The sequence below is a fragment of the Pseudomonas sp. dw_612 genome (assembly GCF_018449725.1).
In the GTDB taxonomy this organism is placed as follows: Bacteria; Pseudomonadota; Gammaproteobacteria; order Pseudomonadales; family Pseudomonadaceae; genus Aquipseudomonas.
Genome location: NZ_JAAVVC010000003.1, coordinates 503504 through 516075 on the forward strand (window position 1 = coordinate 503504; position 12572 = coordinate 516075).

Genomic DNA, 12572 nt, shown 5'->3' on the forward strand with positions numbered 1-12572 from the left:
CGTAGTGGAGCCCGAGGCCATGCATCCGTTACCATGCCGCACCTATTTTTGGGGATGCGCGGGGATACGGTCGTGGAATTTCTGCTCTATCTGGCGCTGGGCGCCTGTGCGGGCGTGCTGGCCGGGCTGTTCGGGGTGGGCGGCGGGATCATCATCGTCCCGGTGCTGGTGTTCAGTTTCAAACTGCAGGGCTTCGATCCGTCGATCCTCACCCACCTGGCGGTCGGCACCTCCCTGGCGACGATCATTTTTACCTCGGTGAATGCGATCCGCGAGCATCATCGCCGCGGTGCCGTACGCTGGCCGATTTTTGCCTGGATGACCCTCGGCATTCTCATTGGCGCCGGTTTCGGCGCGCTGACCGCCGAGGCGATCTCCGGCCCGCATTTGCAGAAGATCATCGGCGTATTCGCGCTGATCGTCGCCGTTCAGCTCGCTTTGGATTTCAAACCCAAGGCCAGCCGAACAGTGCCGGGCAAAGTCGGTCTGACCGTGGCGGGCAGTGTGATTGGCTGGGCGTCGGCGATTTTCGGGATTGGCGGCGGCTCGCTGACCGTGCCGTTCCTGACCTGGCGCAGCGTGCCGATGCAACAAGCGGTGGCGACTTCGTCGGCCTGCGGCTTGCCAATTGCCGTGTCCAGTGCATTATTTTTCATGATTCTGGGCTGGCACGATCCGCTGCTGCCGGCCCATAGTCTTGGTTTTGTTTATTTGCCGGCGTTGCTGGGGATCGCCCTGACCAGCATGTTCTTCGCCCGTTTCGGCGCGCGACTGGCGCACAATCTGTCTCCGCGCTTGCTCAAAAGACTGTTCGCCGCTTTGCTGTTCTGCGTCGGGCTGAATTTCCTGCTCTGACGCACCGCACAATCCTGGCTTAATCCTGAGGTGGCAGCGTCCCCCGGGAATTTTGAAGGTTTCAACTCTAACGAGGAGTCGCAATGCTGCCTTACCCGCAGATCGACCCGGTGGCCCTGGCCATCGGTCCGCTGAAAATCCACTGGTACGGTCTGATGTACCTGATCGGCATCGGCGGCGCCTGGCTGCTGGCGTCCCGTCGGCTGAACCGCTTCGACCCGACCTGGACCAAGGAGAAACTCTCCGACATGGTCTTCTGGATGTCGATGGGGGTCATCGTCGGTGGCCGCCTGGGCTATGTGTTGTTCTACGATCTGAGTGCGTACCTGGCCAACCCGACCCTGATTTTCGAGGTGTGGAAGGGCGGCATGTCGTTCCACGGCGGGTTTATCGGCGTGATGCTGGCGGCGTTGTGGTTCGGTAAAAAGAACAACAAGTCGTTCTTCCAGTTGATGGACTTCGTTGCACCGATGGTGCCGATCGGCCTGGGCGCCGGGCGTATCGGCAACTTCATCAACGCTGAGTTGTGGGGCAAGCCGACCGACGTGGCGTGGGCGATGGTTTTCCCGGCGTTCAGCGACCCGGCGCAGTTGCCGCGTCACCCGTCGCAGCTGTATCAATTTGCGCTGGAAGGTGTGGCGCTGTTCCTGATCCTCTGGTTGTTCTCGCGCAAGCCGCGGCCGACCATGGCGGTGTCCGGGATGTTCACGCTGTTCTACGGCATCTTCCGTTTCATCGTCGAATTCGTCCGCGTGCCGGACGCGCAACTGGGCTATCTGGCCTGGGGCTGGCTGACCATGGGTCAGGTGCTGTGCGTACCGATGGTGCTCGCCGGTCTGTTCCTGATCTGGCTGGCGTATCATCGCGCCCCGGCGGCGCCAGCGGCGGCGGTATAAATTCGAATCCCGGGGGCGACGGCTCCCGGGTTCAAGGACACAGGTAACTCATGAAGCAATATCTCGATCTGGTGGCCCACGTCATCAAGAACGGCACCAAACAGGCCAACCGCACCGGCGTCAACACCATCAGCTTCCCTGGCGCGATGCTGCGTTATGACCTGAAGGAAGGCTTTCCGGCGATCACCACCCGCAAAATGGCCTTCAAATCGGCCATCGGCGAAATGTGCGGTTTCCTGCGGGGCGTGAACAACGCCGCCGAATTCCGCGCGCTGGGCTGCAAGGTCTGGGACCAGAACGCCAACGAAAACGCGCAGTGGCTGGCCAACCCGTTCCGTCAGGGTGAAGACGACCTCGGCGAAATTTACGGCGTGCAATGGCGCAAATGGCCGGCGTACAAGCAGATTCCGGTCAGCAACCCGGCCGCCATCGAGCAGACCTTGAAGCAGGGCTACCGCCAGATTGCCGAAGGCGAAGAAGACGGCCAGGCCTACGTGGTGTTGTACAAGGCGATCGACCAGATCCGCCAATGCGTCGACACCATCATCAAAGACCCGGGCAGCCGCCGCATCCTGTTCCACGGCTGGAACGTCGCGCAACTCGATGAAATGGCCCTGCCGCCGTGCCACTTGCTGTACCAGTTCCACCCGAATGTCGAGACCAAAGAGATTTCTTTGACCCTCTACATCCGCTCCAACGACCTGGGCCTGGGCACGCCGTTCAACCTCACCGAAGGCGCCGCGCTGCTGAGCCTGATCGGGCGCCTGACCGGCTACACGCCGCGCTGGTTCACCTATTTCATCGGTGATGCCCACGTCTACGAAAACCACCTGGACATGCTCAATGAACAGCTCACCCGCGAGCCGTTCCCGATGCCGAAACTGGTGATCAGTGATCGAGTGCCGGCGTTTGCCGAGACGGGCGTGTACCAGCCGGAATGGCTGGAGTTGATCGAGCCGAGCGACTTTTCGCTTGAGGGTTATCAGCACCATGCACCGATGACGGCGCCGATGGCGGTTTAAAGCCTCGCGCCGATCCCCTGTAGGAGCTGCCGAAGGCTGCGATCTTTTGATCTTGATTTTCGGCGGCTTTGGCATTGCCAAGATCAAAAGATCGCAGCCTTCGGCAGCTCCTACAGGTTTTTTGGGGGGGGTTAATGGCCGTGGCTGCGTCCTACATGTGAATGCTCAACCTCTGTCGCAACAACCCCGCCACTCACTTCCAAGCGCTGCAAAATCCCGCATTGATCGATATCCGGCCCTTCGCCGCAGCGTTGGCGCAGGTCGAGCAGTTGTGTCTGCAAGGCCAGTAAACCGTCGATCCGGGCCTTTACGTGATGGATGTGTTCGTCGATCAGCGCGTTGACGCTTTCGCACTGGTCCTGCGGGCTGTCGCGCAGGGTCAGCAGGCTGCGGATTTCTTCGAGGGTCATGTCGAGAGTGCGGCAGTTGCGGATAAACGTCAGGCGTTCGGCGTGGGCCTGGGTGTAGACGCGGTAGTTGCCATCGCTGCGGGCCGGCTCTGGCAGCAGGTTTTCGCGCTCGTAATAGCGGATGGTTTCCACCGCGCAGTCAGTCAGTTTGGCCAGTTCTCCGATCTTCATCGCGACAATCTCCAAAAGGTTGCTTGACCCTATAGTGGCTACAGGGTCTTTACTTGGCAACAGGCACCTTTCCTGGACGCGACCCGATGAGCGATTCCCTTCACATTCACAAACCCGAAGACGGGCATGATCACGATCACAGCCACAAGCTGCAGCCTGTGCAGAAGAAGCACGACCATGGCGGCCATGGGGATTCCTGCTGTTCCTCAAAAGTGGCGGCACCGTCGCTGATCAAGTTGAGTGAAACCCCAACGGCAGGCGCACGGCTGAGCAATTTCCGCATCGACGCGATGGACTGCCCGACCGAACAGACGCTGATTCAGAACAAACTCGGAAAATTGACCGGCGTCCAGCAGCTGGAGTTCAACCTGATCAACCGGGTGTTGGGCGTGACCCACGACCTGCCAAATACTGCGCCTATCATCGAAGCGATCAAGTCACTGGGCATGGTCGCCGAGCCGATGGAGCAGGGCGTCGAAACGCCAGCGCCAGTTCCCGAGAAAAAACACTGGTGGCCACTGGCGCTGTCCGGCGTGGGTGCATTGGCGGCTGAAGTCATCCACTTCACCAACGCCGCGCCGAACTGGGTCGTGGCGATCATCGCACTGATTTCGATCCTCAGCGGCGGCTTGACCACGTACAAGAAAGGCTGGATCGCCCTCAAGAACCTCAACTTGAACATCAACGCGTTGATGAGCATCGCGGTAACCGGCGCGATCCTGATCGGCCAATGGCCGGAAGCGGCGATGGTGATGTTCCTGTTCACCGTGGCTGAGTTGATCGAAGCCAAATCCCTGGACCGTGCGCGCAACGCCATCGGCGGGCTGATGCAGATGACCCCGGAACAGGCCACGGTGCAGCAGGCCGATGGCAGTTGGGTCGAACAAGACGTCAAAGGCATCGAACTGGGTGCGAGAGTTCGCGTCCGTCCGGGCGAGCGCATCGGCCTCGACGGTGAAGTCGTATCGGGCACGTCCACCATCGATCAGGCGCCGATCACCGGCGAAAGCCTGCCGATCGAGAAAACGGTGGGCGATAAAGTCTTCGCCGGCACCATCAACCAGGCCGGCTCGCTGGAATACAGCGTGACCGCTGCGGCCAACAACTCGACCCTGGCGCGGATTATCCACGCCGTGGAACAAGCTCAGGGCGCACGGGCACCGACCCAACGTTTCGTGGACCAGTTTTCGAAAATCTACACCCCGGCGGTGTTCGTCCTCGCGTTGGTCGTGGCGGTGATTCCGCCGCTGTTCATGGGGGCCGTATGGTTCGACTGGATCTACCGGGCGCTGGTATTGCTGGTGGTGGCTTGTCCGTGTGCGCTGGTGATTTCCACGCCGGTGACCATCGTCAGCGGCCTCGCGGCGGCGGCGCGCAAAGGGATTCTGGTCAAGGGCGGTGTTTATCTGGAGGGCGGTTACAAGCTGGATTACCTGGCCTTGGACAAGACCGGCACCATCACCCACGGCAAACCGGTGCAGACCGACTACCTGTCCCTCGACCCGACTGCTGATGAAACAGCACCCGCCATTGCGGCAGCGTTGGCCGGTCGTTCCGATCACCCGGTGTCGCTGGCCATCGCCAACGCGGCTGTGGATAAACAATTCGCGCCGCTGGCTGTGGATAACTTCGAAGCCCTGGCCGGTCGTGGTGTGCGCGGCGAGGTCAACGGTAAGGTCTACCACTTGGGCAACCATCGTCTGGTGGAAGAGCTGAACCTTTGTTCGCCGGAGCTGGAAGAGAAGCTGTTCGCCCTGGAAAAGCAGGGCAAATCCGTGGTGCTGCTGCTCGACGCGTCCGGCCCGTTGGCGCTGTTCGCCGTGGCCGATACGGTCAAGGAATCCAGCCGCGAAGCGATCCAACAACTCCACGACCTGGGCATCAAAACCCTGATGCTCACTGGCGACAACGTCCACACCGCCCAGGCGATTGCCGCACAAGTCGGCATCGACGAGGCCAAGGGCGACCTGCTGCCGACTGACAAGCTGCAAGCCATCGAAGCCCTTTATGCGAAAGGCCATAACGTCGGCATGGTCGGCGACGGTATCAACGACGCTCCGGCGCTGGCGCGGGCGGAAATCGGTTTCGCCATGGCCGCAGCGGGCACCGATACGGCCATCGAGACCGCCGATGTCGCCCTGATGGATGACGATCTACGCAAGATTCCGACCTTTATTCGCCTGTCGCGGCAGACATCGAGCATCCTGAAACAGAACATCGCCCTCGCTTTGGTCATCAAGGTGATCTTTCTTGGGGTAACCTTCGCCGGGATCGCCACCATGTGGATGGCGGTGTTCGCCGACATGGGCGTGAGCCTGTTGGTGGTGTTCAACGGTTTGCGCCTGTTGCGCAAATAAGGATGAGGATCGGGTGTGCTGAGTGCCGAGCTGAAGGCGTTTTACATGGTGGCCCGCCTGGGCAGCATTACCCTGGCGGCGAAGAAGCTTGGCCTGAGCCAGCCCACCGTGACGACTCAGATTCGCAACCTGGAAAGCCAGTATTCGGTTGAGCTGTTCTACCGTGGCGGCCGCCGCCTCAGCGTCAGCGACGAAGGCGCGCGGCTGCTGCCGATGGTCAAGACGCTGTTGCAGCAGGAAGCCGACATCGAGTTTTTCCTGCGCAACAGCGGCCAGGTCCAGGGCACGCTGCGCATCGCCGCCACGGCACCGTATTACATTCTCGACCTGGTGAAGACCTTCCGCGAGCGTTTGCCCCAGGTGGAAGTGTCGGTGGAAATCGGCAACTCCCAGCAAGTGCTTGAAGCGCTGGAGGATTACCGGGTGGATGTCGCCGCGTCTTCGCAGTTGCTCGACGATGCGCGGCTGATCCGCAGGGTGCTCGGCAGCGATCCGCTGGTGCTGGCGGTGCATCGTAATCATCCGTTGGCGGTGCACGATCACGTGCCGCTCAGTGCATTGGCCGGGCATACCTTGTTGATGCGCGAGTCGGGCTCGACCACGCGGCGGCTGACTGAAGAATTGCTGGCCAGTGCGGGGGTGAGTTTCGGGCCGTTGCTGGAGATTGGCAGTCGTGAGTCGATTCGCGAAGCGGTGCTGCGCAATATCGGGATCAGCATTATTGCGCGGCAGGAAGTGCCCCATGATCCGCAATTGCGGGTGCTGACCATCGAAAATGCGCCGCAGATTCCGGAGTACTTGTACTGCCTCAAGGAAAGAAAGGGCGCTCGGTTGCCGGCGGCGTTTCTGGGGTTGGCGCAGGAAATGGCGCCAGCCTGACATCTGCGTTACCTGTGCTGGCCTCTTCGCGAGCAAGCCCGCTCCCACAGGGGAGCGCATTCCAAAATGTGGGAGCGGGCTTGCTCGCGAAGGCGTCAGTTCAGGCACCATCTGACCCCAACCCAAATCCCCGAATACCACTATCAGCCGTTTTTGCCTCCCTGCCACATGACGGACGCATTACAAACCTAGGATGACCCTCATCTGCTTGATGAGGTCTGTCCATGAACCACTCGATCGCAACTGCCCTGACCAACCCCGGCGCACCCATGAAAGTGCGCGGCGTGCAGAAACGCTTCGGCGCGTTCACCGCGCTGGATAACGTTTCCCTCGATGTGGCGGCCGGTGAGCTGGTGTGTCTGCTGGGCCCGTCGGGTTGTGGCAAAACCACCTTGCTGCGCTGCATCGCCGGGCTGGAGAAACAGGACAGCGGCGAGTTGTACCTCGGCGATCGCGACGTTTCCCACCTGGCGCCGCAAGCCCGGGACTACGGAATCCTGTTCCAGTCCTACGCGCTGTTTCCCAATCTGACCGTCGAAGCGAACATTGCCTACGGCCTCGCGGGCAGTGGTCGCGATGAAGTGCGCAAGCGTGTCGGTCAGATGCTGGAACTGGTCGGCCTGCTCGGCAGTGAGAAAAAGTACCCCGGCCAGTTGTCTGGCGGCCAACAACAGCGGGTGGCCCTGGCCCGCGCCCTGGCCCCGGCGCCTTCATTGTTGCTGCTGGACGAACCGATGTCGGCCCTCGACGCCCGGGTTCGCGAGCATCTGTGCACCGAACTGCGCCAATTGCAGCGCAACCTCGGCGTTACCACGTTGATGGTCACGCACAATCAGGACGAAGCGATGCTGATGGCCGACCGCATCGCCGTGATGAACAACGGCAAGGTCGAGCAGTACGCCACGCCGCAGGAAATCTACGACCGCCCGGCCACGCCATTCGTGGCGGAGTTTGTCGGCCAGGGCAATTGGTTGCCGTTCCGCCGCAGCAGCGACAGTCATGCCCAGGTCGGCGGCATGAACATGCGCTTGGCCGATGGCTGCGCCAAAACCGCATCCGGCCGGTTGTTCTGCCGCCCGGAGGCGATCAACGTCAACCCGCCGGTGCACGAAGAAAACCTGTTCCCGGCCAAGGTTCGCGAAATCACTTTCCTTGGCAATCGTTGCCGCATGAGCTTCGAACTCGATCAACTGCCGGGTCATCCGTTGCTGGCTGAGTTGGCGCCGGAAGCCATGCCGCGCCTCGGCGCCCAGCAGATCATGGTCGCCTTGCCACCGCGCAGCCTGCAGGTGTTTGCCTGATGAGCGCGAACCTCGCGCTGCCGATACCGCACAAGCAGGCTCGGCAGACCTCTCGCGCTGAAATCGGCGACCGGGTGTTCGTGATCGGCGGCAAAGTGCTGTTGCTGGTGTTGTTGGGCGTCGCGGTGTTGATGCCGTTGCTGGCGATCTTCTGGCGCGGTTTCAGCGCCGAAGCCGGGCAGGGCGGCGGTCTGGTGGCTGCCCGTGAACTGGTGACCAGCGAAAATTTCCACTGGCTGCTTGGCAACAGCCTGAAAGTTTCCCTCAGCGTCGCAGCCATCGTCGTACCGCTGGCCTACCTGTTTGCCTACGCCTTGCAACGCACATTGATTCCGGGCAAAGGGATCTGGCGTGGGATGTCGCTGTTGCCGCTGATGGCGCCATCGATGTTGCCGGGGATCGCGCTGGTTTACCTGTTCGGCAACCAGGGCATGTTGCGCGGACTGCTCTCGGACAATATCTACGGCTTCTGGGGCATTGTTCTGGGTGAGGTGATCTACACCTTCCCACACGCCTTGATGATTCTTCTGTCGGCGCTTTCGTTAGCGGATGCGCGACTGTTCGATGCCGCCTCCAGCATGGGCGCCAGTCCGGCAAAAGCCTTTCGCAGTATCACTTGGCCGGCGACTCGTCAGGCGGTGTTTGCTGCGTTCTGTCTGGTATTCACGTTGACCATCACTGACTTCGGCGTGCCCGTGGTGGTCGGTGGCGACTATCAAGTGCTGGCGCTGGAAGCCTATAAAGCCGTGGTCGGCCAGCAACAGTTCGGTCGCGGCGCGTTGATCGGCATGGTCCTGCTGCTGCCGGCACTGGTCAGCTTCGGGGTCGATGCGTGGCTGCGCCGACGTCATGGCGATTCCATGAGCGGCCGGGCACAAGTGTTCAACCCGGCGCCATCGAAGCTACGGGACGCTTGCTACCTGGCGATTGTGCTGCTGATCTGCGCGGTGTTGCTGCTGGTGTTCGGCATGGCGGTGTTCTCGTCGCTGGTGAAATTCTGGCCGTACAACCTGTCGCTGTCGCTCAACCATTACCAGTTCAACGAAACGGCGGGCGGCGGCTGGCTGGCCTACGGCAACAGCGTGAAGATGGCGTTGTGCACGGCGTTGATCGGCAGCGTGCTGATCTTCACCGGCGCCTACTTGATGGAAAAAACCAAGGGCCAGCGCGGACTCAATCTGACCTTGCGCATGCTCAGTTTCGTGCCGATGGCGGTGCCGGGCCTGGTGCTGGGCCTGGGTTACGTTTTCTTCTTCAACCTCAACGGCAATCCGCTGCATGTGCTCTACGGGACCATGACCCTGCTGGTGGTCTGCACCATTGCTCACTATTTGACCACCGCTCAAATGACCGCCACCACCGCGCTGCGCCAGCTCGACGCCGAGTTCGAAGCCGCCGCGCTGTCGCTCAAGGCGCCGCTGTATCGGCATTACCTGCGGGTCACCGTGCCGATCTGCCTGCCGGCGCTGCTGGACATCGTGCGCTACCTGTTCGTCTCGGCCATGACCACTGTTTCGGCGGCGATCTTCCTCTACAGCCCCGACACCATTCTCGCGGCGGTGGCGGTGCTGAACATGGACGACGCCGGCAACGTTGGCGGCGCGGCGGCGATGTCGACCCTGATTCTGTTCACCTCGGCGGGCGTGTCCCTGCTGCTGGCCTGGGCTTCGCGCGGTTTGCTGCACCGCTCCCAGGCCTGGCGGCAGACCGCGCCTGGCAACTGATTTGTTCCACCCTCTCAACTCAACAGGAAATCGATCATGTTCAAGCCTTTGGCCCTGGCCGCTGCTGTCCTCACCGCTTTCAGCCTGAACGCCTTCGCGGCGAAAACCGAGTTGACGGTGTACACCGCCCTCGAAGCCGAGCAACTGAAGACCTACAAGGACGCCTTCGAAAAGGCCAACCCGGACATCGAGATCAAGTGGGTGCGTGACTCCACCGGGATCGTCACCGCCAAGCTGCTGGCCGAGAAAGAACGCCCACAAGCCGATGTGGTATGGGGCCTGGCAGCGTCGAGCCTGGCGATCCTCGATCAGCAAGGCATGCTGCAAAGCTACGCGCCGAAGGACCTGGGCAAGATCGGCGGCAACTACCGCGACGCCGCGAACCCGCCAGCCTGGGTCGGCATGGACGTGTGGGCCGCGACCATCTGCTTCAACACCGTCGAAGCCGAGAAGCAGGGCCTGAGCAAACCCGTGAGCTGGCAGGACCTGACCAAGCCTGAGTACAAAGGCAAGATCGTCATGCCCAACCCGGCCTCGTCTGGCACCGGTTTCCTCGACGTCAGCGCCTGGCTGCAAACCTTCGGCGAGAAGCAGGGCTGGGCCTACATGGATGGCCTGCACCAGAACATCGGCCAGTACGTTCACTCCGGTTCCAAACCCTGCAAACTCGCGGCCTCCGGTGAGTTCCCGATTGGTATTTCCTTCGAATACCCGGCGGTGCAGTTGAAACGCCAGGGCGCGCCGCTGGACATCATCCTGCCGAAAGAAGGTTTGGGCTGGGAGATCGAAGCCACCGCCGTGATCAAGGGCACGCCCCACGAAGACGCAGCCAAGAAACTAGCTGACTTCTCGGCCAGCCCGGCGGCGATGGAGCTTTATAAAGAGAACTTCGCGGTTCTCGCTCAGCCTGGTATCGCCAAGCCGCAGACCGAATTGCCGGCGGATTACGAGCAGCGCTTGATCAAGAACGACTTTGCCTGGGCCTCGAAGAATCGTGACGAGATCTTGACCGAGTGGCGCAAGCGGTATGACGGCAAGTCCGAGAAAGTGGTTGCCAAGTAAATCTTCGTAGGCTGATCGGGCCTCTTCGCGAGCAAGCCCGCTCCCACATTGGATCAGTGGGTTGGTGAAGATTTGTGAATCACCACAAACCCCTGTGGGAGCGGGCTTGCTCGCGAAAGCGGTCTGTCATTCAGGACAGTTTTCAATGACTCAACACAACGACATGCTCATCGTCGGCGCCGGGATCCTCGGCCTGTCCCACGCCTACGCCGCCGCCAGACGCGGCCTCAAGGTCACGGTTTTCGAGCGCAGCGAAACGCCTTTGGGCGCCTCGGTGCGCAACTTCGGTCAGGCCTTGGTCACCGGCCAGCCACCGGGCCCGATGCTCGAACTGGCCAAGGCCAGCCGCGACATCTGGGGCCATTGGGCCAACGTCGCCGGCCTGCAACTCAAGCGCAACGGCTCGTACCTGTTCGCCCGCACCGAAGCCGAAGAACACCTGCTGCAAGCCTTTTGTAACGGCCGCGCCGTGGAGCACAACTACAACGTCGAACTGCTGCGCGGTGCTGCGTTGCGGGATATGTACGGTGGTCAGTTCAGCCATCACCGCGCCGCGTTGCACGGCATGGACGATCAGCAACTGTATTCCCGCGAAGCGATTCCGCAGTTGATCAACTACCTGCGCCGAGAGTTGGGCGTCGAGTTCCACTTTTCCACCCTGGTGCGCGACATTGAGCCCGGCCGTTTGCACAGCACCGCCGGCCGCTTCAGTGCCGAGCAGATCATCGTCTGCTCCGGCCATGATTATCAAACCTTGCTGGCCGAGCCGATTGCCGCGCTCAACCCGCAAATCTGCCGCCTGCAAATGCTCCGCGCCCGGCCGCAGATCGATCTGAATCTGCAACACGCGTTGCTCACCGGATTGAGTTGCGTGCACTACGGCGCATTTGCCGACCTGCCGGAAGCCGCCGCGGTGCAGGCGCAGATTCTGCGTGACGAACCTCATTTGCACGAAAACGGCATTCACTTGCTGATCAGCCCGACGCCGTATGGTGAGTTGATCATCGGCGACTCCCACCATTACGGCCGCGATCCGTCACCGTTCAACGCCGAGCAAGTGGACGACTGGATGATCGAACTGGCTGAACAAACCTTGGGCTGCGGGATTCAGGTAATCGAGCGTTGGCAGGGTGTCTACGGCTCGAAGGGGCCGGGACCGTTCTCGTTCCTGCGTCCGCAACCCGGCGTGAGCGTGGCACTGATGCACACCGGCGTAGGCATGAGCGTCGGGCCGGCGATGGCCGAGCGCAACGTTGCGCTGTTATTGGGAGAAGCGTGATGGCGAGTGTGGAGCGAGTGGTCGACGAGGTGTTCGCCCTGTACGAGCGCTTTGGCGACAGCGATTACATCGGCGAGCCGGTGTCGCAGATCGAGCACATGTCCCAGGCCGCCGAACGGGCCATGGCCGAAGGCTTCGACGATGAAGTGGTGTTGGCAGCGTTCTTTCATGACATCGGGCATATCTGCGCCGAGAACGCCGAGAACATGGACGGTTTCGGCGTGGTCAGCCATGAGCGTCTCGGTGCGGATTATTTGCGGCGCGCCGGGTTCAGCGAACGCATGGCGCGGCTGGTGGAATACCACGTACAGGCCAAGCGGTATCTGACGCTCAAAGAGCCGGGGTACTACGAGCGGTTGAGCGAAGCCAGTCGCCGGACGTTGGAGTATCAGGGCGGGGTGATGACGGTGGCGGAGGCTGAGGCGTTCGAGCGGGACCCTTTGTGTAAGGTCAGTTTGCGCATGCGGCAGTGGGATGAGCTGGCCAAGGAGATGTGGGTGCCGGTGATGGATCTGGGCATCCTGAAGGAAAAGGCGTTGCGGTTGTTGGTGGCGTAGGACCACCAGACCGAGTCGCTGCCTTCGCGAGCAAGCCCGCTCCCACATTTGGAATGCAT

General features: G+C 61.4%; 11 protein-coding genes. 10 read left to right on the forward strand and 1 reads right to left on the reverse strand.

Annotated elements, in window-relative coordinates; all coding sequences use genetic code 11:
- Window positions 1-72: 72 nt before the first annotated feature.
- The 3 genes from HB680_RS07980 (at window position 73) to HB680_RS07990 (ending at window position 2773) form a co-directional block, all read left to right on the forward strand.
- Window positions 73-855 carry a sulfite exporter TauE/SafE family protein gene (locus HB680_RS07980; protein WP_054044506.1) on the forward strand — a complete coding sequence of 261 codons (783 nt, stop codon included), beginning with the start codon at window positions 73-75 and terminating at the stop codon, window positions 853-855.
- Window positions 856-938: 83 nt separating this feature from the next.
- Window positions 939-1751: a prolipoprotein diacylglyceryl transferase gene (gene lgt, locus HB680_RS07985; RefSeq protein ID WP_213937957.1), complete on the forward strand. Its 813-nt coding sequence runs from the start codon at window positions 939-941 to the stop codon at window positions 1749-1751.
- Window positions 1752-1801: 50 nt separating this feature from the next.
- Window positions 1802-2773, forward strand: a complete 972-nt coding sequence (locus tag HB680_RS07990; RefSeq protein WP_213937958.1) for a thymidylate synthase — start codon at window positions 1802-1804, stop codon at window positions 2771-2773.
- A 131-nt stretch (window positions 2774-2904) separates the two neighbouring features.
- Here HB680_RS07990 and cadR read toward each other — a convergent pair whose 3' ends face one another.
- Complete coding sequence (gene cadR / locus HB680_RS07995) at window positions 2905-3354, reverse strand: Cd(II)/Pb(II)-responsive transcriptional regulator (protein WP_213937959.1); 450 nt, start codon at window positions 3352-3354, stop codon at window positions 2905-2907.
- An 86-nt stretch (window positions 3355-3440) separates the two neighbouring features.
- Here cadR and HB680_RS08000 point away from each other — a divergent pair, with 86 nt between their 5' ends.
- The 7 genes from HB680_RS08000 to HB680_RS08030 all read left to right on the forward strand — a co-directional run bounded on the left by HB680_RS08000 (window position 3441) and on the right by HB680_RS08030 (window position 12513).
- Window positions 3441-5711 carry a heavy metal translocating P-type ATPase gene (locus HB680_RS08000; RefSeq protein ID WP_213937960.1) on the forward strand — a complete coding sequence of 757 codons (2271 nt, stop codon included), beginning with the start codon at window positions 3441-3443 and terminating at the stop codon, window positions 5709-5711.
- Window positions 5712-5726: 15 nt separating this feature from the next.
- On the forward strand, window positions 5727-6590 hold the full coding sequence (locus tag HB680_RS08005) for a LysR family transcriptional regulator (RefSeq protein ID WP_008026094.1): 864 nt from the start codon (window positions 5727-5729) through the stop codon (window positions 6588-6590).
- A gap of 224 nt (window positions 6591-6814) precedes the next feature.
- Entirely contained in the window at window positions 6815-7891 is a 1077-nt protein-coding gene (locus HB680_RS08010; RefSeq protein ID WP_213937961.1) for a putative 2-aminoethylphosphonate ABC transporter ATP-binding protein, read from the forward strand.
- The gene (locus HB680_RS08015; protein ID WP_213937962.1) at window positions 7891-9615 is read left to right on the forward strand and encodes a putative 2-aminoethylphosphonate ABC transporter permease subunit; all 1725 of its coding nucleotides are present in this window, start codon (window positions 7891-7893) and stop codon (window positions 9613-9615) included. The genes HB680_RS08010 and HB680_RS08015 overlap by 1 nt, the downstream gene beginning before the upstream one ends.
- Window positions 9616-9651: 36 nt before the next feature.
- Window positions 9652-10677, forward strand: coding sequence for a putative 2-aminoethylphosphonate ABC transporter substrate-binding protein (locus tag HB680_RS08020; protein ID WP_213937963.1), 1026 nt, complete (start codon window positions 9652-9654; stop codon window positions 10675-10677).
- Window positions 10678-10822: 145 nt separating this feature from the next.
- Complete coding sequence (locus tag HB680_RS08025) at window positions 10823-11956, forward strand: TIGR03364 family FAD-dependent oxidoreductase (protein ID WP_213937964.1); 1134 nt, start codon at window positions 10823-10825, stop codon at window positions 11954-11956.
- Entirely contained in the window at window positions 11956-12513 is a 558-nt protein-coding gene (locus HB680_RS08030) for a phosphonate degradation HD-domain oxygenase (RefSeq protein WP_213937965.1), read from the forward strand. Before HB680_RS08025 ends, HB680_RS08030 begins: the two co-directional genes overlap by 1 nt.
- Window positions 12514-12572: the final 59 nt, after the last annotated feature.